General features: G+C 64.1%; 15 protein-coding genes and 1 riboswitch. Of the genes, 8 read left to right on the forward strand and 7 right to left on the reverse strand.

Features of this window, described 5'->3' with window-relative positions:
* The first annotated feature begins 102 nt into the window (after positions 1-102).
* Complete coding sequence (locus E1748_RS21535) at positions 103-2,574, forward strand: FUSC family protein (protein WP_133649161.1); 2,472 nt, start codon at positions 103-105, stop codon at positions 2,572-2,574.
* A 27-nt stretch (positions 2,575-2,601) separates the two neighbouring features.
* Here the strand turns inward: E1748_RS21535 and E1748_RS21540 are convergent, their stop codons facing one another.
* Positions 2,602-2,808 carry a hypothetical protein gene (locus E1748_RS21540; protein WP_133649162.1) on the reverse strand — a complete coding sequence of 69 codons (207 nt, stop codon included), beginning with the start codon at positions 2,806-2,808 and terminating at the stop codon, positions 2,602-2,604.
* Positions 2,809-2,955: 147 nt separating this feature from the next.
* Positions 2,956-3,438 carry an Lrp/AsnC family transcriptional regulator gene (locus tag E1748_RS21545; protein ID WP_133649163.1) on the reverse strand — a complete coding sequence of 161 codons (483 nt, stop codon included), beginning with the start codon at positions 3,436-3,438 and terminating at the stop codon, positions 2,956-2,958.
* Positions 3,439-3,568: 130 nt separating this feature from the next.
* On the opposite strand from E1748_RS21545, the gene E1748_RS21550 reads away from it, so the two are divergent.
* Positions 3,569-4,213: a cysteine dioxygenase family protein gene (locus E1748_RS21550; protein WP_133649164.1), complete on the forward strand. Its 645-nt coding sequence runs from the start codon at positions 3,569-3,571 to the stop codon at positions 4,211-4,213.
* Positions 4,214-4,688: 475 nt separating this feature from the next.
* On the opposite strand, the gene E1748_RS21555 is transcribed toward E1748_RS21550, so the two are convergent.
* The 3 genes from E1748_RS21555 to E1748_RS21565 all read right to left on the reverse strand — a co-directional run bounded on the left by E1748_RS21555 (position 4,689) and on the right by E1748_RS21565 (position 6,452).
* The gene (locus E1748_RS21555; protein WP_133649165.1) at positions 4,689-5,336 is read right to left on the reverse strand and encodes an NAD(P)-dependent oxidoreductase; all 648 of its coding nucleotides are present in this window, start codon (positions 5,334-5,336) and stop codon (positions 4,689-4,691) included.
* A gap of 125 nt (positions 5,337-5,461) precedes the next feature.
* Positions 5,462-5,917: an Rrf2 family transcriptional regulator gene (locus E1748_RS21560; protein WP_133649166.1), complete on the reverse strand. Its 456-nt coding sequence runs from the start codon at positions 5,915-5,917 to the stop codon at positions 5,462-5,464.
* Between the two features lie 76 nt (positions 5,918-5,993).
* Positions 5,994-6,452, reverse strand: a complete 459-nt coding sequence (locus E1748_RS21565; protein WP_205965269.1) for a BCAL1086 family glycoprotein — start codon at positions 6,450-6,452, stop codon at positions 5,994-5,996.
* Positions 6,453-6,607: 155 nt separating this feature from the next.
* On the opposite strand from E1748_RS21565, the gene E1748_RS21570 reads away from it, so the two are divergent.
* On the forward strand, positions 6,608-7,189 hold the full coding sequence (locus E1748_RS21570) for a DJ-1/PfpI family protein (RefSeq protein WP_133649167.1): 582 nt from the start codon (positions 6,608-6,610) through the stop codon (positions 7,187-7,189).
* 75 nt (positions 7,190-7,264) lie between these two features.
* Here the strand turns inward: E1748_RS21570 and E1748_RS21575 are convergent, their stop codons facing one another.
* Positions 7,265-8,920 carry a sensor histidine kinase gene (locus tag E1748_RS21575; protein ID WP_133649168.1) on the reverse strand — a complete coding sequence of 552 codons (1,656 nt, stop codon included), beginning with the start codon at positions 8,918-8,920 and terminating at the stop codon, positions 7,265-7,267.
* Between the two features lie 201 nt (positions 8,921-9,121).
* Positions 9,122-9,448, reverse strand: coding sequence for a DUF190 domain-containing protein (locus E1748_RS21580; RefSeq protein WP_133649169.1), 327 nt, complete (start codon positions 9,446-9,448; stop codon positions 9,122-9,124).
* A 100-nt stretch (positions 9,449-9,548) separates the two neighbouring features.
* Positions 9,549-9,610: riboswitch (Fluoride riboswitch) on the forward strand.
* 73 nt (positions 9,611-9,683) lie between these two features.
* Here E1748_RS21580 and crcB point away from each other — a divergent pair.
* The 5 genes from crcB (at position 9,684) to E1748_RS21605 (ending at position 19,709) form a co-directional block, all read left to right on the forward strand.
* Complete coding sequence (gene crcB / locus E1748_RS21585; RefSeq protein WP_133649470.1) at positions 9,684-10,064, forward strand: fluoride efflux transporter CrcB; 381 nt, start codon at positions 9,684-9,686, stop codon at positions 10,062-10,064.
* Between the two features lie 518 nt (positions 10,065-10,582).
* A complete protein-coding gene (locus E1748_RS21590) occupies positions 10,583-11,419 on the forward strand; it encodes an IclR family transcriptional regulator (RefSeq protein ID WP_133649170.1) in 837 nt (278 codons plus the stop codon).
* Positions 11,420-11,830: 411 nt separating this feature from the next.
* Complete coding sequence (locus E1748_RS21595; protein WP_133649171.1) at positions 11,831-13,240, forward strand: MdtA/MuxA family multidrug efflux RND transporter periplasmic adaptor subunit; 1,410 nt, start codon at positions 11,831-11,833, stop codon at positions 13,238-13,240.
* A 19-nt stretch (positions 13,241-13,259) separates the two neighbouring features.
* Positions 13,260-16,394, forward strand: coding sequence for an MdtB/MuxB family multidrug efflux RND transporter permease subunit (locus E1748_RS21600; RefSeq protein ID WP_133649172.1), 3,135 nt, complete (start codon positions 13,260-13,262; stop codon positions 16,392-16,394).
* Between the two features lie 3 nt (positions 16,395-16,397).
* Positions 16,398-19,709 (forward strand): efflux RND transporter permease subunit, encoded by a 3,312-nt coding sequence (locus E1748_RS21605; protein WP_133649173.1) that lies wholly within the window; start codon positions 16,398-16,400, stop codon positions 19,707-19,709.
* Positions 19,710-19,717: the final 8 nt, after the last annotated feature.

The raw sequence follows: 19,717 nt of genomic DNA on the forward strand, positions 1-19,717 counted from the left end.
GGCCGAGGTCAGATGCCGTACAAAATACGTTAGACTCGACGGCGTTGAACTTCCCCAATCAGCGCTTTCCATTCGCACATTCGCAAGAAGACCCGGCAGTCGATGCGCTACTCGATCGAAATCAAGAAGTTCCTTTACAGCCAGTATTTTTACGGCGGCTTACGCATCGCGGTCGGCATCTCGTTGCCGGCGGTCCTCTGTCTGATCGTTTTCCATAATCGCGACCTCGGCTTCACGATCGCGACCGGCGCACTCGGCGCGTGCGTGGTCGACATGCCCGGCCCGCTGAAGTACAAGCACAACGAAATGCTCGCGTGCAGCGTGATCGGCTTCCTGTCGGCGCTCGCCACCGGGCTTGCCACCGTGAACTCGGTTGCGCTGTGGTGCACCGTCGTGCCGCTCACGTTCGTGCTGTCGCTGATCGTCGTCTACGGCAACCGCTGGCCGCAGATCAGCTTCGCGACGCTGTTCATGATGGTGATGACGCTCGAGGAGCATTTCACGCCGATGCAGGCGCTCGTCAACGCGGCGTGGATTCTCGCGGGCGGGCTCTGGTACACGTACTGGTCGACCTTCGTGAGCCGCTGGCAGATGCACCGCATCGAGCAGCAGGCGCTCGCGGAAAGCGTGTTCGCGTGCGCGGACTACCTGCTCGCGCGGGCGGATTTCTACGATCTCGACAACGATCTCGACGAGTGCTATCGCAATCTCGTCGCGAAACAGATCGCGGCGGTCGAACGCCAGGACGCGGCCCGCGACATCGTGCTGCGCGGTTTGCCGAAACTGAAGAGCGGCCAGCTCGATCCGCGTCGCGCGATGCTGTTCAATCTGTTCATCAACACGGTCGACCTGCACGAACTGTTCGTCGGCGCGCAGATCGACTATCCACTCGTGCGCAATACGTTCGGCGGCTCCGATCTGCTGGTGTTCTATCGCGACCTGATCCGCAAGGCCGCAGCCGATCTCGAGGATATCGGCCTCGCCGTGCTGCAGAACCGGCCGCCGCGCGCACGCGTCAACGTGAAGGCCGAGCTGCGCGCGATCGAGTTCGAGATCGACGTGATGCGCAAGCAGGAACTGCCGGCGAAGAATCCGGACGCGTACCAGGCCGTGTCGGGGACGTTCCGCCGGATCTGGAGCGCGACGCGGCTGATCGACCGGATGCGCAAGAGCCTGTCCACCGATGCAGCCACGACCGAAACCGAACTGCGGCTCGACCAGGCGCTGTCGCGTTTCGTATCGAGCCGGCGCGTGCCGTTCCGGCAGATCTTCTCGAACCTGACGATGGCGTCGCCGAGCTTCCGGCACGCGCTGCGCGTGACGATCGCGGTCGCGGTCGGCTTCTGGCTCGGGCGCCTGCTGCCGCTCACCAACGCGTACTGGATCGTGATGACCACGGTCATCATTCTGAAGCCAGGCTACTCGCTGACCAAGCAGCGCAATGGGCAGCGGATCGTCGGGACGCTGATCGGCTGTACGGCGAGCATCCTGCTGATGATGTTCGTCAAGGAACCGCACATCCTGCTCATCGTGATGTTCGCGTCGATGGTGATGAGCTACAGCCTGCTGCTGTTCAACTACGCGGCGAGCGTCGTGTTCACGTCGTCGTACGTGCTGCTGATGTTCCATCTGCTCGCGCCGGGCAGCATGCGCATCATCGGCGAGCGGGCGATCGACACCGTCGTCGGCTGCGCGATCGCGATCGCCGCGAGCCACCTGTTCCCGTACTGGGAATACCGGCTGATGGGCAAGCTCGTCAACGACATGATCGCGGCGACGCGGCAATTTCTCGAGGCCACCTGGTGGTGGAGCAGCAAGACGGCGACCGTCGCCACGGCCGCCGTCACCGAAGGCGGGGCTCGTGCACCGGCGGCGGCTGTGGCGGATGCCGATGCGCTGGTCAAGCCAGCGGCCGCATCGACGCCGTCCCAAGCACCGGCACCGCGCGATGAAATCGCAGCAAGCGATCACACCGCTCCCGTTACGCCGGTCGTGTCGACGACGAACCCAACGGCCCCCGCTCCATCGCCCGCATCGAAACCCGCAACCACACCCGCCGCTGCAGCCGCGGCCAGCGCACTCGATCGCGACTACCGCTACCGGCTCGCCCGCAAGAACGTGCACGTCGCGTTCGCGAACCTGGGTCAGGCATTCCAGCGGATGATGCTCGAACCGAAGGCCGCGCAGAAGTTCGTCCCCGAACTGAACGATCTGCTGGTGCGCAGTCACGTGCTCGCGTCGCAGATCACCGCGGCGGCGCCGCTACTGCGTACCACAGCGCAGCATCAGGACGACGTGTCGCTGCAACCGCTGCAACGCGCGCTGACGCTGGTACGCGACAACCTGAGCGCCGCGGAAAACGGCACCGCGCTGCCCGCCGAACAAGGCGATGCCGCGAAGCCGATGACTCGCGATCTCGATACGATGGTGGTGGAAGCGGAGAAGTCGTCGACGTGGTCCGCCGACGCAGTGCACGAACTGAAACTACTCGCGCATCAATGCAAGCAGATGCTTGCCGCGTCGTCGCAGATTCGCAAGGACGCGAGCGTGATCCGGTTGCCAGCCGCAGGATAGCGACGAGGCGAACGTGTCGCGAAGAGGTTACTGCGACGCCCCGCCGCTACCCGACGCCGTCGTCGCAGCCGCGGCTGCCGCAGCGGTCGATGCCGCCGCCGGCGCATTGTCGCGCTCGAATTCGCGCTTCTCGGTAATCGCGTTGTACAGCAGCGTCGCGATCACCAGCAACACCACGACCACGATCAGGATGGCGATGCCTTGAGTGGGGTTCTTCTTGCGCGGTTCGTTCATGTGGGAGGCTCGGCTCGCGTGGGACACGGGGCAATGACGGAGCCGGCATTCTACGCCGCCGCACCTTGCGCGTGCCTTGCAGTGCGCGGGGTGCGCCACCACGTCGCAGGCGGGCGGCGAGCCGATCGATGTCGGTGAATCGCTACGTCAACCTGCGCCGGCAATCGCGAGCGGCCGCACCGGCAGTGCGGTCGAATATTTGATCTGTTCCATCGCGAAGCTCGAGCTCACGTCGTAGAGCGGCACCGCGCGAATCAGCAGCTTGTACACGCGATCGTAGTCGTCGATATCGGACACCACGACGCGCAGCAGATAATCCGTCTCGCCGCTCATCCGGTACACCTCGACGACCTCGGGAATATCCTGCACCGCCTGCGTAAACGCGCGCGCCCATTCCTCCGTGTGCTGATTCGTCCGCACCGCGACGAACACCGTCGTCCCGACACCCAGCTTGCGCGGATCGCACAGTGCGACCTGCGCGCGAATCACGCCCGTTTCCTTCAGACGTTGCACCCGTTTCCAGCACGGCGTCTGCGAGAGATTCACGCGCTGCGCGAGTTCGGCGACCGGCGTGGTCGCGTCTTGCTGAAGCAATTCCAGCAGCTTGCGATCGATGATATCCATTCCCATGATTGCACCAATATAGAAAATTATTCTATTTATCTAGTTGTTTTCAGAATTATATGAAAACTCTTTCTCTGGGCAAGCCGGTATAAATGTCAGTGTCCGAGGCCTGAACAAATATATCGCGGAAGCCCCTATGAATCACCCCATGCGCCCTTCTACCTCTGCTCCCGCACCTGCCGTCGCGCGCCTGTGCCATGCGGTCGACGCTGCTTTCGATCACTCCGACGCCACCGGCGATCCCGCATGCCGCGCGACCTTCGCCAGCATCGTTCGGGCGGCGCTCGCGGAAGCCGCCGCCGATCCCGCGCTGCTGTCGCCCGCGCAGCGCGAAGGTCATGCCGATACTTACCGCCGTCACCTGCTCGCCGCCGATCCACACGGACGCTACGCGCTCGCCGCACTCGTCTGGCAACCTGGACAGGCGAGCCCGGCTCATGCGCATCACACGTGGTGCGGCTACGCGGTCGTCGCGGGCACGCTGGCCGAAACGGTCTACGCGTGGGACGCCGCCACGCACTGCGCCATCGAGACACGCACCCGGTTGCGCCCCGCCGGCGCCGTGTCGTTCACCCGCGCCGGTCATATCGGCATCCATCGCCTCGGCAATCCGGCCCATGCCAATACCGGTGTCGACACCGACGCGCATGCGTCCCCCGCGGTGTCGCTGCATCTGTACGGCGTGTGCGGCACGCGCATCGCGACGCATGTCAACGACATCGTGCGCATCGGTGACGTACCCGTCACCACACGCTGCACGACGCACACCGTATCGGCCTGACTGGCACCCGACGACTCGCCTGCTCGCGAAGACAATACGTGCGGCGCGCGACATTTTTTAACACCGCCCCGCAAGCACCGCGAAACAGCCAGCAAGCGCGTCGACAAATGACGCGCGGCATAACGCACGATGCGTGCGCACGGCGACCGGAACCGGAACGACAGGGATAAGGAATGTGCCGCGAACGCGGCGAGACAGGAAGAACGACGCAATACGAAGAACGACGCGCGCAACCGGTGCGGCGCCTGAGACAAGCGCGGCACCCGGTTCGCGCCGCTGCGAAGGTAACTTCATGGCGGCACAGTATCAAACCGGATGCGCCAGTGTAGCCGCTGCCATCAGCGACACACGTATCGATGCGTAACCGAATGTTATGCGGCTTGCCTACCGCATGGATACGGCCAAGGAATGTGAAAAAGGCCGCCGGAAAATCAGAACGATCTGCCGACGGTGCATCGATCTACAACCTTCAGTCTCAGTACGCGACTGTCGCGATCTGATGGATGAAGCGCCCCTGCTCCAGCTCGTCGACGAACGCGATAGCGTAGTCCTTCGTCGAAATGCGGCTGTTGCCGTTTGCATCGACGATCAGCGAACCCGCGCCGGTGCGGAACTTGCCGGTGCGCTCGCCGGGCGCGATTTCCGCCGCCGGCGAGAAGAACGTCCAGTCGAGATCGTTTGCGCTGCGATAGATCGTCAGCGTATCGCGATGCGCGAGCGCAACTGCCTTGTACGCGTCGGGGAACCCTTCCGCATCGACGAGCTGCTTGCCCGGCGCGACCTCCAGCGAACCCGCACCGCCCACCACGGCGAGTCGTTTGACGCCTGCGGCGCGCGCACCTTCGACGAGCGAACGGGTCGCCGTCGAGAGCGTCGCGACGTCGCCATGCGCCGGCGAATATGCGCTCGCAACCGCATCGAAACCGCGCAGCGCAGCGGCCACGGCCGGTGCGTCGAGCAGGTCAAGCTTCACGGCGCGCAGGTTCGCAACATCCGCCGGTACACGCGCCGGATCGCGCACGAACGCGGTGACCTGGTGGCCGCGACGCGCGGCCTCGGCGGCGATCTCCGAACCGATCATGCCGGTAGCGCCGAACAGTGCGATTTTGAGGGATTGGCTCATGGTCAAGATTCCTTTGAAGTCGGTTATGTGTAACTACGTTGATTACATATTCAGTGAAAAAAAGCGGGGCATCGATCTGCTCGCCCCGTTTCGCTTATTGCGTTTCGATTGTCTGCATCGTGCAGTTATCCGTCCGCTCTCCGCTTTCGCTCACGCAAACGTTCCGCACGCACGACATCCGCAGTTGCATCCGCGAGCGTGCGCGATGCGAGCGAGGCTTCCATCGCCCGCTGCGCGTCGTCGACGATGCCGGTCAGCACGCCCTGAATGTGCCGCCCCACCATGCACGCGGGATTCGGCGTCTCGCGATGCAGCGCGAACAGTTGAGCATCGTCCACGGCGCGGTACACGTCGAGCAGCGAAATATCTTCCGGCGCCCGTGCCAGCAATGCGCCGCCGCCCGCACCCAGTTGCGACGTGGTGCACCCCGCACTGGCCAGCATCGCCAGCAGACGACGGATCAACACCGGGTTCGTATTCACACTCCCCGCGATCATCTCCGAGGACAGCGGCACGCCGTCCTGCAGCGACAGCAGCGCCAGCACGTGAACCGCAAACGCAAAGCGGCTACTCGTATTCACAGCGAACCCGTCCAACGACAATGTGTAACTATGATAATTACACTTATTCGTCCTGTCAAACCGCTCTCGGACAGGTTCATTTGTCCATCTGCTTCTGCGCGTCGCTCGAATCGGACGACGCAGCCGCCGACGACGCCGCGCTCTGGCTCGACCATTCCTGCAGCTTGCGCCCCGCGCTTTCGAGCCCGGTGCCGGTCACCGACGCCGCGTGGCCGAGCAGGCCCTGGGTCGCGCTGGCCGCGCTCCGCAGATTGGCCTGCGCACCCGACGCCAGCGCCGACGGATCGATAGTAATCGACGGCTTCGACGCCGAGTCGAGACTCTGCTGCGTGGCCGTGCTCGCATTGTTGACCTGCTGGCCGACGTAGCTCGCCGCCTGGTCGAGTTTCTGGCCGGCCTGCTGCGCGACGTCGTTGAGTTTGGTCTGACCGGCGGACGCATCGTTTTTCTCGCATGCGGTCAGCAGCACGAGCAGTGTCGCGACGGCAGCGGCTACGCGGAACGGAGAGCGACGGAAGATTGAGTTCGGAGTCATGGAGTGAGAGCGCCGCGCGAGGCAGCATTGCATCGTTGAGAGAACGCGAAAACCGCGGATAACGCAGCCATGATACGCCGTCGCGCTACTGTCAAACTCGCTGGAGTAGACTGCCCGAACGTTCCGCGTCTTTTCTCTCCGACAGGAGGTATGCAATGGCAGCGAAGAAGATCCTTTTCCTCACCGGCGACTTCGCCGAGGATTACGAAACGATGGTGCCTTTCCAGGCACTGCAGGCAGTCGGTCACGTGGTCGATGCGGTCTGTCCGGGCAAGCACGCGGGCGAACGCATCAAGACCGCGATCCACGACTTCGAAGGCGACCAGACCTACACCGAGAAGCCTGGCCACCAGTTCACGCTCAATGCGTCGTTCGATGAAATCGATCCGACCCAGTATGACGCGCTCGCGATCGCCGGCGGACGCGCGCCGGAATATCTGCGGCTCAACCAGAAGGTGCTCGACATCGTGAAGCTGTTCAACGAACAGCGCAAACCGATCGCGGCGATCTGCCATGCGGCTCAACTGCTCGCCGCCGCCGACGTGATTCGCGGCCGTCGCATTTCGGCGTATCCAGCGTGCGCGCCGGAGGTGAAGCTCGCAGGCGGCGACTACGCGGACATTCCAGTCGATGCGGCCATCACCGATGCGCACTTCATCACCGCGCCGGCGTGGCCCGCGCATCCCGAATGGTTGCGACAGTTCCTCGCTGCATTGGGCACGCGTATCGAACTGTGAATGTGAGGAAAATGGAGACGGTCGCGGGCAATCCGTGACCGTCTTTTGAACGCTACCCGGGCACTAAGCGAGCACTCAGCGCACGCTGCTGAAACGCAGCTCCGGCTCATCAGCATAAGTGAGCGCGGCCGTCTCGCGAGCCTGCCGCATCGCCGCTTCCGGCAGCGACAGATAGAACGTCGTGCCGAACCCTTCCGACGACTCCGCCCACACTCTCCCGCCGTGCCGCTCGACCACGCGACGCACCAGCGCGAGCCCGATGCCCTCGCCGGTCGCGACGTTCGAATGCAGTCGCTGGAATGCATTGAAGAGTCGCGGCAACGCGATCTCCGGAATGCCTAGCCCGTTGTCCTTCACGTAGAAGATCCGCAGCGACTGCACGCCGGGCGGCGCGGGTGTCGTACCGATCTCGACGAGCCCTTCGCGTGCCGGGTCCAGATAGTTGATCGCGTTGCCGATCAGATTCGCGAACACCTGCTCGAGCGCGGTCGGGTCGCCCCATACCGGCGGCAGATCGTGCACGACCACGTTCGCGCGACGCGCCTTGATCGACGCCTGCATCGCATCGACGACGCGCTGCACGAGATCGCCGAGATGCACCTGCTGATGCCGGTACTCGACGCGGCCGACGCGCGACAGCCGCAGCAACGCGTCGATGATGTGCGACGCGCGCAGTACCGCCGTCTGCAGATAATGCAGCGCCTCGCCGATGTCGTCTTCGATCAGTCGTTCGAGACGCTGCCGGTCCCCCGCCGTCAACGACGACTGGCGGATCGCGTCGCGCAGATCGTCGCACGCGTGAATCAGTTCTTTCGAGAAGCCCTGAAGGTTCACGAGCGGCGCACGCAGATCGTGCGACACGCTGTAAATAAACATCTCGTTTTCCTGCGTCTGCTGACGCAGCGTTTCATTGATCCGCGCGAGTTCGTCGGCACGACGCGCGAGATCGGACTGAAAACGCGCCTGCAGACGCTCCGCTTCGAGCAGACGACGGCTCGTGTTGTGCAGCGTGAGGTCGAGCCGGGAGATTTCGTCGCTGCCGGGCGCGGCCGGCGCGAGCGGTTCGCTGCCCGCGAGACGCCCCGCGTTCGCCGACAGCAGCGCGAGCCGCCCGCTCACGCCGCGCGTGAACAGCCAGATCGCGAGCGCAACGAACAGGATCGAGCCGATCACTGCGATGACGATCAGGGTCTGCTGCTGTTCGTGCGCAGCTTCGGCCGCGACGGCGCGCACCGAATCGAGACGCCGCTCTTCCGCCTGGAACGCGGCGACCTGCGCGCGGAAACGGTCGAGTACATCGGTGGTGGTCTGCTCGCCGAAGCGCGCGAGCACGTCGCGGCGCCGGCCCGAATGCATCAGATCCTGCACGCGATCCGACCACTGACGATACGCCTGCACCGCCTGGCGAATCTGCACCGCGCGTTCGACCTGCATGGGATTGTCGGCGACGAGTTCTGCGAGCCGGTCGATCCGCCGATCGATGTCCATCCACAGCACGATCGGCGTCGACACGTTCGCGTCGTTGCCGATCACCGCGCCGCGCAGCCGCAGCGATTCGAGCAGGACCGGCTCGAGAATCGATGTGGTCTGCCGCAGCACTTCCTGGCTATGCGCGGCCCAGCGCTCGGCCTCTTCCGCATCGGCCTGCGCCTTGACGAGCCCGGACAGCAACGCCAGTTCGAACACGGCGGGAATCGCGATCAGCAACAGCCCTTTGGTCGTCAGTCTCATGCGCGGGAAAAGTCGTGGGTCCGGCGTGCGGCGCACGGGGACGGCACATTATGTCGACGTTTACGTCAGATGACAAAGGCGTCGGGCCGCGCCGCGTCGACACGAGGCGCAGCATGTGCGCGCTGCATAATCCGCGGGCCGTCGGGCCGGGCGCTCAAGTGCGGGCCATCTGTGACGCAACAGCGCCTCACGGCACATTCATCAGGAAGCAGGCAGCTCGCCGAGCGTGCCGAATTCAACTGCACACCGCGTATAGAAAAGCCGGACGCCGGCATGGCGGATCGCGTCGAAAAGCCGCTCGGACTCGGCCTCGGTGACCGCGAAAATGATCTGCACCGGCTGGTCCGCCAGTTCGAAGAAGCGCGCGGCATGATGAACGCCCGTATGCCCGACGCCTTCCGCGGTCGCGACGACCGTCGCGCCATGAATGCCCGCGTCGCTAGCCTGCGCAAGCAGCCACTCGACTACCGTGTGATGACCGTGCCGTCGATTCTGCTCTGTATAGAACGTGAGTTGATAGCCGTTCATATCGCCTCCACAGCAGCCCTGTCGATTTCATTTTAGGCCACCGCTCCGTGCCCGCTCAGCGATGCGCGGCGTCGCCGGCCGCTCTCCGACGGTGATAGACTTGCGCGCCGGAGATGGCATTCTCCGTTAACCGCCCATGTGGCTGATGATGCCTGCCCTGGCCCGGATCACTGCGGAGGCGGCATCGTGTCTTTGCAGCCCGGCCTGTCGACCTTTTCGGCTTTCAGGCCCTGTCATGTATCTTTCCATTTTCGCCGTCGGGATTGGCGGCGCTCTCGGTTCGCTGTTGCGCTGGTTCTTCGGTATTCGCCTCAACAGTCTGTTTCCCGCGCTGCCGCTCGGCACCCTCGCGTCCAACGTGGTGGCCGGCTACATCATCGGCGTCGCCATTGCATTCTTCGCCCGAACGCCCGACATCGCGCCCGAGTGGCGACTCTTCGTCATCACCGGTTTGATGGGCGGCCTCTCGACGTTCTCGACTTTCTCCGCCGAAATCGTGCAGCACCTGCAGGAAGGTCGGCTCGGATGGGCTGCGGGTGAAATCGGCATTCATGTGGGAGCGTCCGTCGCGATGACCTTGCTCGGTTTCGCGACGGTCTCGCTCGCGACACGCTGACGTCGTTGCAGGCACACGTTGGAATCGCGCCGGCCGTACTGACGCTGTCGGCGCGAATGCGCCGCTTTCTGCGATAAAAGCATTCAACGCCAGGCAATATCAAAAAACGACGGGCGAAAAAAAAGGCGTCACGTGACCGTGACGCCTTAAAAAGTTCTAGCCATTCCGAGGGCCGTGCTAGAACCTGAGAGATGGGATCCGAAAGCGTTGGAACTGCCGGCAGACGCTCTTGCCAGAAGTGACAGCCGGCCTCGAAACCGTGCAACGGCTCCGACCCAGCAAAAGATACGGCTGTCGTACGCCGCTTTCGAAATAGGGTTCCATTTTTTATGGTTATGCTGACTAAGTCAAGAAAAATCTGATGTGGCTCACAGAGTACTTCTTTGAATCGCAGGGACAATAAACCGTCATAAATAAAGGCTCTCTCGTCACGACATCCGGGGACCGCCCGCGGCTGCTCCGTAGAACGGCAAACGCGTCCCGAGTGGTTAAATTGAAATAAAGTTCCATAAAACGACATGAACCAGCCTCCGACGCCCTCCCGCCGCGCCGACCCCGTCAAAGACAAGGACGGTTCCGGTGACGAGGTTACGGCGCTCGCCCGCGGCCTGACTGTTTTGCGGCGCATTGCCGCCGCCGACGCGCCACTTAGTAACCGCGAACTCACCGAGCAGACCGGTATTCCGAAGCCAACCGTTTCCCGTATCACCGCCACGCTCGTCAGCGCGGGTTTTCTGTTCCGCCTGCCGGACAGCGAGCGCTTCGTGCTGACTTCGTCGGTGCTTGAACTGAGTAACGGCTTTCTGCGCAATTTCGATATCCGTGCTCGCTCTCGTCCTTTTCTGATCGAACTCGCCGAACGGACCTCGCTGTCGGTCCATCTCGCGGTGCGCGACCGGCTCGACATGGTCGTGATCGACGCGATCCGGCCGCGTTCGGCCGTGCTCGTGTCGCGTCTCGAAATCGGCTCGCGGATGGATCTGTGTCGCACCGCAGTCGGGCGCGCGTACCTCGCCGCGCTCAGCGAAACGGAACGCGAAAAGCTGCTGACCGGCGTGCAGGCCGCATCGGGCGACGACTGGGGTTATCTCAGCAACCGTCTGCAAAGCGCGCTGCAGGAGACTTTCACGCAGGGCTTCGCGATCGCGACCGGCGAGTGGTATGACGGCCTCAACGCGATCGCGGCGGGCTTCATCGGTCCGTCCGGTGAACGTTACGCGGTGAACTGCGGCGGCTCGGCGCATCAGTGTCCGCGCGACTGGCTGATCTCGCGTGCGGCGCCCGCGCTGCTCGAATGCATCGGACGGATCGTGCAGGAGATCGGCGGCAGTCCCGGTCATCGGCTCGACGACTGACTCCACCCCGCTCCGCTTTTACTCGATGCAAGTGAAATGACAGCGTGTGGCCGTTCGACTCGGCCGCACGCTGTCGTCATGACAAATTGTTAACCTGCACCCGCCACCCATCAATCCCGTAATCAACAGAAAAATACTCGGCTGGACTGTAACAAAGCGCCCGACGTAGCATCATGGTTTTCAACTAGCTGTCAGCGGCGCGAGCCCCACCGGGCGGCGCATCACGGATACGGTACGGCGTCGTGGCGGCGGGAGGTCGCCATCCGTTCGGCCTTACCATTTTTCTCACGTCTCGCGTAGGATCGCGCTGAACCGGCTTGCGGCGCCGGCAGTCGAAGCAGGCCTGCACGCCGCCGCCCTACGTCCCGCCGACGAAGCGCTTTCGGCTCCACTTCACGTCACCGAAAACCGATGGACGAACAACAAAAGAATCCTGAAAGCACATCACGCCCGTCACAGCCGAATCGCCCGGCTTCCGGTCCTTCGGGTCTGTCCGGTACACCGTCCGGCAAGCCGCCTGGCAAACGCCGCGGTCGCCTGATCGCGCTGATCGTCGTTGTCCTCGTGATCGCGGGCATCGTGCTGTTCCGCTGGCATCCGTGGGGCGCTTCGTCGGGTGCGGCGGCACCCGGCGCGGCGAGCAGCGGAGGCGGCAGACATGGCGGCGGCGGACGCGGCGGCGCATTCGCCAGCCAGCCGCAACCGGTCCACGTCGCGACTGCGTCGCAGGGCGAGATGCCGGTCGTGCTGACCGCGCTCGGCACGGTCACGCCGCTCGCCAACGTCACGGTACGCACGCAGCTGTCCGGCATCCTGCAGACCGTCGCGTTCCAGGAAGGCCAGATGGTCAAACAGGGCGACGTGCTCGCGCAGATCGACCCGCGCCCGTATCAGATCTCGCTCGCCAACGCGCAAGGCACCCTCGCACGCGACCAGGCGCTGCTGCAAACCGCTCGCCTCGACCTCAAGCGCTACCAGACATTGCTGTCGCAGGATTCGATCGCGAGCCAGCAGGTCGATACGCAGGCGTCACTCGTCAAACAATATGAAGGCACCGTCAAGTCCGACCAGGCGAACATCGATACCTTCAAACTCGACCTGACCTACGCGCGCATCACCGCGCCGGTGTCGGGCCGCGTCGGGCTGCGCCAGGTCGATCCGGGCAACTACGTAACATCGGGCGACACCAACGGCATCGTCGTCATCACGCAGCTGCAGCCGATCAGCGTGATCTTCACGACGTCCGAGGACAACCTGCCCGCGATCATGAAGCAGATCAACGCAGGCACGAAGATGTCGGTGACCGCGTACGACCGCAGCAACACGAATTCGCTCGAAGGCGGCTCTCTGCAAACCATCGACAACCAGATCGACACGACCACCGGCACGCTCAAACTCCGCGCGAGCTTCGAGAACAAGGGCAACGTGCTGTTCCCCAACCAGTTCGTCAACACGCGCCTGCTCGTCGACGTCGTGCGCAACGCGGTGATCGTGCCGACGTCGTCGGTGCTGAACGGTTCGATGGGGCAGTTCGTCTATGTCGTGAAGCCGGATAACACCGTGACCGTGCGTCAGGTGAAGGTCGGTCCCGTCGACGGCGAGCGCACCAGCATCCAGTCGGGCCTGCAGGTCGGCGAGCGTGTGGTGATCGACGGCTCCGATCGTTTGAAGGAAGGCGCGAAGATCACGATCCCGGCCGATCATCCTGCCGGCGCTTCCGGCGCGCATGGTGCATCGGGCGCACACGGCGCAGCGGGTGCGTCGGGTGCATCCGGGGCCAAGGGCCACCATCGCCGCCACGCGGCGCAAGCTTCCGAATAAAGGGCGTGGCTGATACCGCATGAATCCTTCCCGCGCTTTTATCCTGCGCCCCGTCGGCACTGCGCTGCTGATGGCGGCGATCATGCTGGTCGGGCTCGTCGCGCTGCGCTTTCTGCCGCTGTCGGCGCTGCCCGAAGTCGACTATCCGACCATCCAGGTGCAGACGTTCTATCCGGGCGCGAGCCCGGACGTGATGACGTCGTCGGTCACCGCGCCGCTCGAGCGGCAGTTCGGCCAGATGCCGTCGCTGAACCAGATGTCGTCGCAAAGCTCGGCGGGCTCGTCGATCATCACGCTGCAGTTCAGTCTCGATCTGCCGCTCGACATCGCCGAGCAGGAAGTGCAGGCCGCGATCAACGCGGCCGGCAACCTGCTGCCGTCCGACCTGCCCGCGCCGCCAATCTACGCAAAGGTCAATCCCGCCGACGCGCCGATCATCACGCTCGCGATCACGTCGAAGACGATGCCGCTCACGCAGGTGCAGGATCTCGCGGACACGCGGCTCGCGCAGAAGATCTCGCAGGTCGCGGGCGTCGGGCTCGTCAGTCTGTCGGGCGGGCAGCGGCCGGCCGTGCGTATCCAGGCGAATCCGCGTGCGCTCGCCGCGTACGGTCTGAATCTCGACGATCTGCGCACGACCATTTCGAACCTCAACGTCAACACGCCGAAGGGCAACTTCGACGGCCCGACGCGGGCGTACACGATCAATGCGAACGACCAGCTGACCGACGCCGACGCATACACGTCAGCGGTAATCGCCTACAAGAACGGTCGCGCGGTGATGCTCACCGACGTCGCCACAATCGTCTCCGGCGCCGAGAACACGAAGCTCGGCGCGTGGGTCGACAGCACGCCGGCGATCATCCTGAACGTGCAGCGCCAGCCGGGCGCGAACGTGATCCAGGTGGTCGACGGCATCAAGGCGCTGCTGCCGCAACTGCAGCAGTCGCTGCCCGCCGCGCTCGACGTGCGCATCGTCACCGACCGCACCACCACCATCCGCGCGTCGGTGCGCGACGTGCAGTTCGAACTGCTGATGTCCGTCGTACTCGTCGTGCTGGTGATGTACCTGTTCCTCGCGAACATCTACGCGACGATCATCCCGAGCCTGTCGGTGCCGCTGTCGCTGATCGGCACGCTCGCGGTGATGTATCTGTGCGGCTTCTCGCTCGACAACCTGTCGTTGATGGCGTTGACGATCGCGACCGGCTTCGTCGTCGACGATGCGATCGTGATGATCGAGAACATCGCGCGTTACGTCGAGGAAGGCGAGGCGCCGCTCGAAGCTGCGCTAAAAGGTTCGAAGCAGATCGGCTTCACGATCATCTCGCTGACGGTGTCGCTGATCGCCGTGCTGATTCCGTTGCTGTTCATGGGCGACGTGGTCGGCCGGCTGTTCCATGAGTTCGCGATCACGCTCGCGGTGACGATCGTGATCTCGGCGATCGTGTCGCTGACGCTCGTGCCGATGATGTGCGCGAAGCTGCTGCGCCACACGCCGCCGAAGGAAAGCCATCGCTTCGAAGCGAAGGCGCACCAGTTCATCGATTACGTGATCGGCCGCTACGCAGTCGCGCTCACGTGGGTGCTCGACCGGCAGCGCTCGACGCTTTTTGTCGCGCTGCTCACGCTCGTGCTGACCGCCGTGCTGTACATCTTCATTCCGAAGGGCTTCTTCCCGGTGCAGGACACCGGTGTGATCCAGGCGATCACGCAGGCGCCGCAGTCGGTGTCGTATGCGTCGATGGCGCAGCGTCAGCAGGATCTTGCCGCCGAGATCCTGAAGAACCCGGACGTCGACAGCCTCACGTCGTTCATCGGCGTGGACGGCAGCAACATCACGCTGAACAGCGGCCGGATGCTGATCAACCTGAAACCGCGCGACGACCGCAGCAATACCGCGAGCCAGGTGATCCGCCAGTTGCAGCACGACGTCGCGCACATTCCGGGCGCGTCGCTGTACATGCAGCCGGTGCAGGATCTGACGATCGACTCCACCGTCAGCCCGACGCAATACCAGTTCATGCTGACGTCGCCGAACATCGACGAATTCTCGACGTGGGTGCCGAAGCTGATGACGCGTCTGCAGGAGTCGCCCGAACTCGCCGACGTCGCCACCGATCTGCAGAGCAGCGGCCAGTCCGTCTACATAGAGATCGACCGCGCGACCGCGTCGCGTTACGGCATCACGCCCGCCACCGTCGACAACGCGCTGTACGACGCGTTCGGTCAGCGCATCATCTCGACGATCTTCACGCAGTCGAACCAGTACCGCGTGATTCTCGAAGCGCAGCCGGACATCCAGCATTACACCGAGTCGCTGAACGCGATCTATCTGCCGTCGTCGACGTCGAGCGGCGGCCAGGTGCCGCTGTCGTCGATCGCGAGCTTCCACGAACGGCCCGCGCCGCTGCTCGTCACGCATCTGAGCCAGTTCCCCGCGACGACGGTGTCGTTCAACCTCGCACCGGGCGCGTCGCTCGGCGCGGCCGTGAAGGCTATCCAGCAGGCGGAGAAGGATGTCGGTCTGCCGGGGTCGTTCCAGACGCGCTTCCAGGGTGCGGCGCTCGCGTTCCAGGCGTCGCTGTCGAACGAACTGTTCCTGATCCTCGCAGCAATTGTCACGATGTACATCGTGCTCGGCGTGCTGTACGAGAGCTTCATCCATCCGATCACGATCCTGTCGACGCTGCCGTCCGCCGGTGTCGGCGCACTACTTGCACTGCTGGTGTCGGGGCACGACCTCGACATCATCGGGATCATCGGCATCGTGCTGCTGATCGGTATCGTGAAGAAGAACGCGATCATGATGATCGACTTCGCGCTCGAAGCGGAGCGCGAACAGGGCAAGCCGCCGCGCGAGGCGATTTACCAGGCGTGTCTGCTACGCTTCCGGCCGATCCTGATGACGACGATGGCAGCCCTCCTTGGCGCGCTGCCGCTGATGCTCGGCACCGGCGCGGGCTCCGAGCTGCGTCATCCGCTCGGTATCGCGATTGCGGGCGGCCTGATCGTGAGCCAGCTGCTGACGCTGTTCACGACACCGGTGATCTATCTCGGCTTCGATTCGCTCGCACGCCGTATCCGCGCGCGCTTTAATCGCGACGAGCCCGGCAGCGGTACAACCCCGCCCGCCGCGAACGCGGAGAACTGACCGATGAATCTGTCGCGTCCGTTCATCCAGCGGCCGGTCGCCACGACGCTGCTCGCGATCGGCATCGCACTCGCGGGGATGTTCGCGTTCGTCAAGCTGCCGGTCGCGCCGCTGCCGCAGGTCGATTTTCCGACCATCTCGGTGCAGGCGAGCCTGCCGGGTGCGAGTCCGGAAACCGTCGCGACCAGTGTCGCGAGTCCGCTCGAACGGCATCTTGGGTCGATTGCGGACGTTACTGAAATGACGTCGACGAGTTCGGTGGGGAGTGCGCGGATTACGCTGCAGTTCGGGTTGAACCGTGACATCGACGGCGCCGCGCGTGACGTGCAAGCAGCAATTAATGCAGCACGGGCCGATCTGCCTGCGAGCTTGCGCAGCAATCCGACGTATCACAAGGTGAATCCGGCCGATGCACCGATTTTGATCCTCGCGCTAACGTCGAAAACGCTGCCAGCAGGCCAACTGTACGATTCGGCGGCGACGGTGCTACAGCAGTCGCTGTCGCAGGTAGACGGCGTCGGCGAAGTAGACGTAGCCGGTTCAGCGAATCCGGCGGTGCGGGTCGAACTGGAACCGCAGGCGTTGTTCCACTACGGCATCGGGCTCGAAGACGTGCGAGCCGCGCTCGCGGCCGCGAACGCGAACAGTCCGAAGGGCTCGATCGAATTCGGCCCGAACCGCGTACAGATCTACACCAACGATCAGGCGAGCAAGGCGACCCAGTACAAGGATCTCGTGATCGCGTATCGCAACGGCTCGGCGGTCAAGCTGTCGGACGTCGCGGAAGTGGTCGACTCGGTCGAGGATCTGCGCAACCTCGGCCTCACGAACGGCAAGCGTTCAGTGCTGGTCATCCTCTACCGGCAGCCCGGCGCGAACATCATCGAAACGACCGACCGCGTGCGCGAAATGCTGCCGCAGTTGCAGGCGTCGCTGCCCGCGGACGTCGAGGTACTGCCCACCGCCGACCGCTCCACGACCATCCGTGCGTCGCTGAAAGACACCGAGCGCACGCTGATCGTCGCGGTCGCGCTGGTCGTGATGGTCGTGTTCCTGTTCCTGCGCAACTGGCGCGCGACGTTGATCCCGAGTGTCGCGGTGCCGATCTCGATCATCGGCACGTTCGCGGCGATGTACCTGCTCGGCTTCTCGATCGACAACCTGTCGCTGATGGCGTTGACGATCGCGACCGGTTTCGTCGTCGACGATGCGATCGTCGTGCTCGAAAACATTTCTCGGCACATCGAGAACGGCGTGCCGCGAATGAAAGCCGCGTTTATTGGCGCGCGCGAAGTGGGCTTCACCGTGCTGTCGATCAGCCTGTCGCTGGTCGCGGTGTTTCTGCCGATCCTGCTGATGGGCGGGATCGTCGGGCGGCTGTTCCGCGAATTCGCGCTGACGCTGTCGCTCGCGATCGGCGTGTCGCTCGTGGTGTCGCTCACGCTCACGCCGATGATGTGCTCGCGACTGCTGCGCGAGCCGCGCGAAGCACAAAAGGAAGGCCGCTTCGGCCAGTGGCTCGAACGCGGTTTCGAGCGGATGCAGCGCGGCTACGAACGCACGCTCGGCTGGTCGCTGCGGCATCCGCGGCTGATCCTCGTCGTGCTGCTCGCGACGATCGGGCTGAACGTCTGGCTGTACATCATCATTCCCAAGGGCTTTTTCCCGCAGCAGGACACGGGGCGTCTGGTCGGCGGCATTCAGGCGGACCAGAGCACGTCGTTCCAGGCGATGAAGTTAAAGTTCTCCGAGATGATGGCGATCGTGCAGAAGAACCCGTCGGTTGCGAGCGTGGTCGGTTTCACCGGCGGCCGGCAGACCAACTCGGGCTTCATGTTCGTCGTGCTGAAACCGAAGAGCGAGCGCAAGCAGTCCGCCGACCAGATCATCGCGCAGCTACGCGCGCCGCTCGGGGACGTCGCCGGCGCGCGTACGTTCCTGCAGGCGGTGCAGGACATTCGCGTCGGCGGCCGGCAGTCGAACGCGCAGTACCAGTTCACGCTGCTGTCCGACACCACCGCCGATCTCTACAAGTGGGGCCCCAAACTCACCGACGCATTGCTGGCCCGCCCCGAACTCGCCGACGTGAACTCCGACCAGCAGCAAGGCGGTCTCGAAGCGATGGTGACGATCGACCGCGCAACTGCGGCGCGGCTCGGCATCAAGCCCGCGCAGATCGACAACACGCTGTACGATGCGTTCGGCCAGCGCCAGGTTTCGACGATCTACAACCCGCTGAACCAGTACCACGTCGTGATGGAAGTCGCGCCGAAATACTGGCAGAGCCCGGACATGCTGAACCAGGTGTGGATCAGCACGTCGGGCGGCAGCGCAAGCGGCGCGCAGACCACCAACGCGGCGGCCGGCACCGTGTCGAATTCCGCGCCCGGGGCGGCGGTGGGCGGCACCGGCGGCACGACCGCCGCAAGCGTCGCGAGCATTGCCGCCGACTCCGCGCGCAACCAGGCGATCAACTCGATCGCCGCGAGCGGCAAGTCGAGCGCGTCGTCGGGCTCGGCGGTGTCGACGTCGAAGGAAACGATGATCCCGCTATCGGCGATCGCGAGCTTCGGGCCGGGCAACACGCCGATATCGGTGAATCACCAGAGCCAGTTCGTCGCATCGACGATCTCGTTCAACCTGCCGCCGGGCAAATCGTTGTCCGACGCGACGCAGGCGATCTACGACACGATGGCCGAAATCGGCATGCCCGCGACGATCCACGGCAGCTTCCAGGGCACCGCGCAGGCGTTCCAGCAATCGATGTCCGACCAGCCGATCCTGATCCTCGCAGCGCTCGCCGCCGTGTACATCGTGCTCGGCGTGCTGTACGAGAGCTACATCCATCCGCTCACGATTCTGTCGACGTTGCCGTCGGCCGGTGTCGGCGCCCTGCTCGCGCTGCTCGCGTTCAGGACGGAGTTCAGCATCATCGCGTTGATCGGCGTGATCCTGCTGATCGGCATCGTGAAGAAGAACGCGATCATGATGGTCGACTTCGCGATCGAGGCGTCGCGGCAAGGACTGTCTTCGTATGAGGCGATTCGCCAGGCGTGTCTGCTGCGCTTCCGGCCGATCATGATGACGACCTGCGCAGCGCTGCTCGGTGCACTGCCGCTCGCGTTCGGCACCGGCGAAGGGGCCGAGCTGCGCGCGCCGCTCGGCATCTCGATTGTCGGGGGGTTGATCGTCAGCCAGATGCTGACGCTGTACACGACGCCGGTCGTTTATCTGTATATGGACCGGATTCGCGTGCGGTGGGAAAACCGTGGTGCACGCGGACGCGCGGAGTCGGCAGGGCCTGCTGGAACATAGGGATCGTC

The sequence above is a fragment of the Paraburkholderia flava genome, assembly GCF_004359985.1.
GTDB classification, from domain to species: Bacteria; Pseudomonadota; Gammaproteobacteria; order Burkholderiales; family Burkholderiaceae; genus Paraburkholderia; species Paraburkholderia flava.

Excerpts from the sequence above, each read along its gene's own strand:
- E1748_RS21575 (WP_133649168.1), bottom strand. The coding sequence starts at position 8,920 with ATGAGACTGACGACCAAAGGGCTGTTGCTGATCGCGATTCCCGCCGTG.
- E1748_RS21600 (WP_133649172.1), top strand. The coding sequence starts at position 13,260 with ATGAATCCTTCCCGCGCTTTTATCCTGCGCCCCGTCGGCACTGCGCTG.
- E1748_RS21590 (WP_133649170.1), top strand. The coding sequence starts at position 10,583 with ATGAACCAGCCTCCGACGCCCTCCCGCCGCGCCGACCCCGTCAAAGAC.
- E1748_RS21535 (WP_133649161.1), top strand. The coding sequence starts at position 103 with ATGCGCTACTCGATCGAAATCAAGAAGTTCCTTTACAGCCAGTATTTT.
- crcB (WP_133649470.1), top strand. The coding sequence starts at position 9,684 with ATGTATCTTTCCATTTTCGCCGTCGGGATTGGCGGCGCTCTCGGTTCG.
- E1748_RS21545 (WP_133649163.1), bottom strand. The coding sequence starts at position 3,438 with ATGGGAATGGATATCATCGATCGCAAGCTGCTGGAATTGCTTCAGCAA.
- E1748_RS21540 (WP_133649162.1), bottom strand. The coding sequence starts at position 2,808 with ATGAACGAACCGCGCAAGAAGAACCCCACTCAAGGCATCGCCATCCTG.
- E1748_RS21555 (WP_133649165.1), bottom strand. The coding sequence starts at position 5,336 with ATGAGCCAATCCCTCAAAATCGCACTGTTCGGCGCTACCGGCATGATC.
- E1748_RS21605 (WP_133649173.1), top strand. The coding sequence starts at position 16,398 with ATGAATCTGTCGCGTCCGTTCATCCAGCGGCCGGTCGCCACGACGCTG.
- E1748_RS21550 (WP_133649164.1), top strand. The coding sequence starts at position 3,569 with ATGAATCACCCCATGCGCCCTTCTACCTCTGCTCCCGCACCTGCCGTC.
- E1748_RS21580 (WP_133649169.1), bottom strand. The coding sequence starts at position 9,448 with ATGAACGGCTATCAACTCACGTTCTATACAGAGCAGAATCGACGGCAC.
- E1748_RS21570 (WP_133649167.1), top strand. The coding sequence starts at position 6,608 with ATGGCAGCGAAGAAGATCCTTTTCCTCACCGGCGACTTCGCCGAGGAT.
- E1748_RS21565 (WP_205965269.1), bottom strand. The coding sequence starts at position 6,452 with ATGACTCCGAACTCAATCTTCCGTCGCTCTCCGTTCCGCGTAGCCGCT.
- E1748_RS21595 (WP_133649171.1), top strand. The coding sequence starts at position 11,831 with ATGGACGAACAACAAAAGAATCCTGAAAGCACATCACGCCCGTCACAG.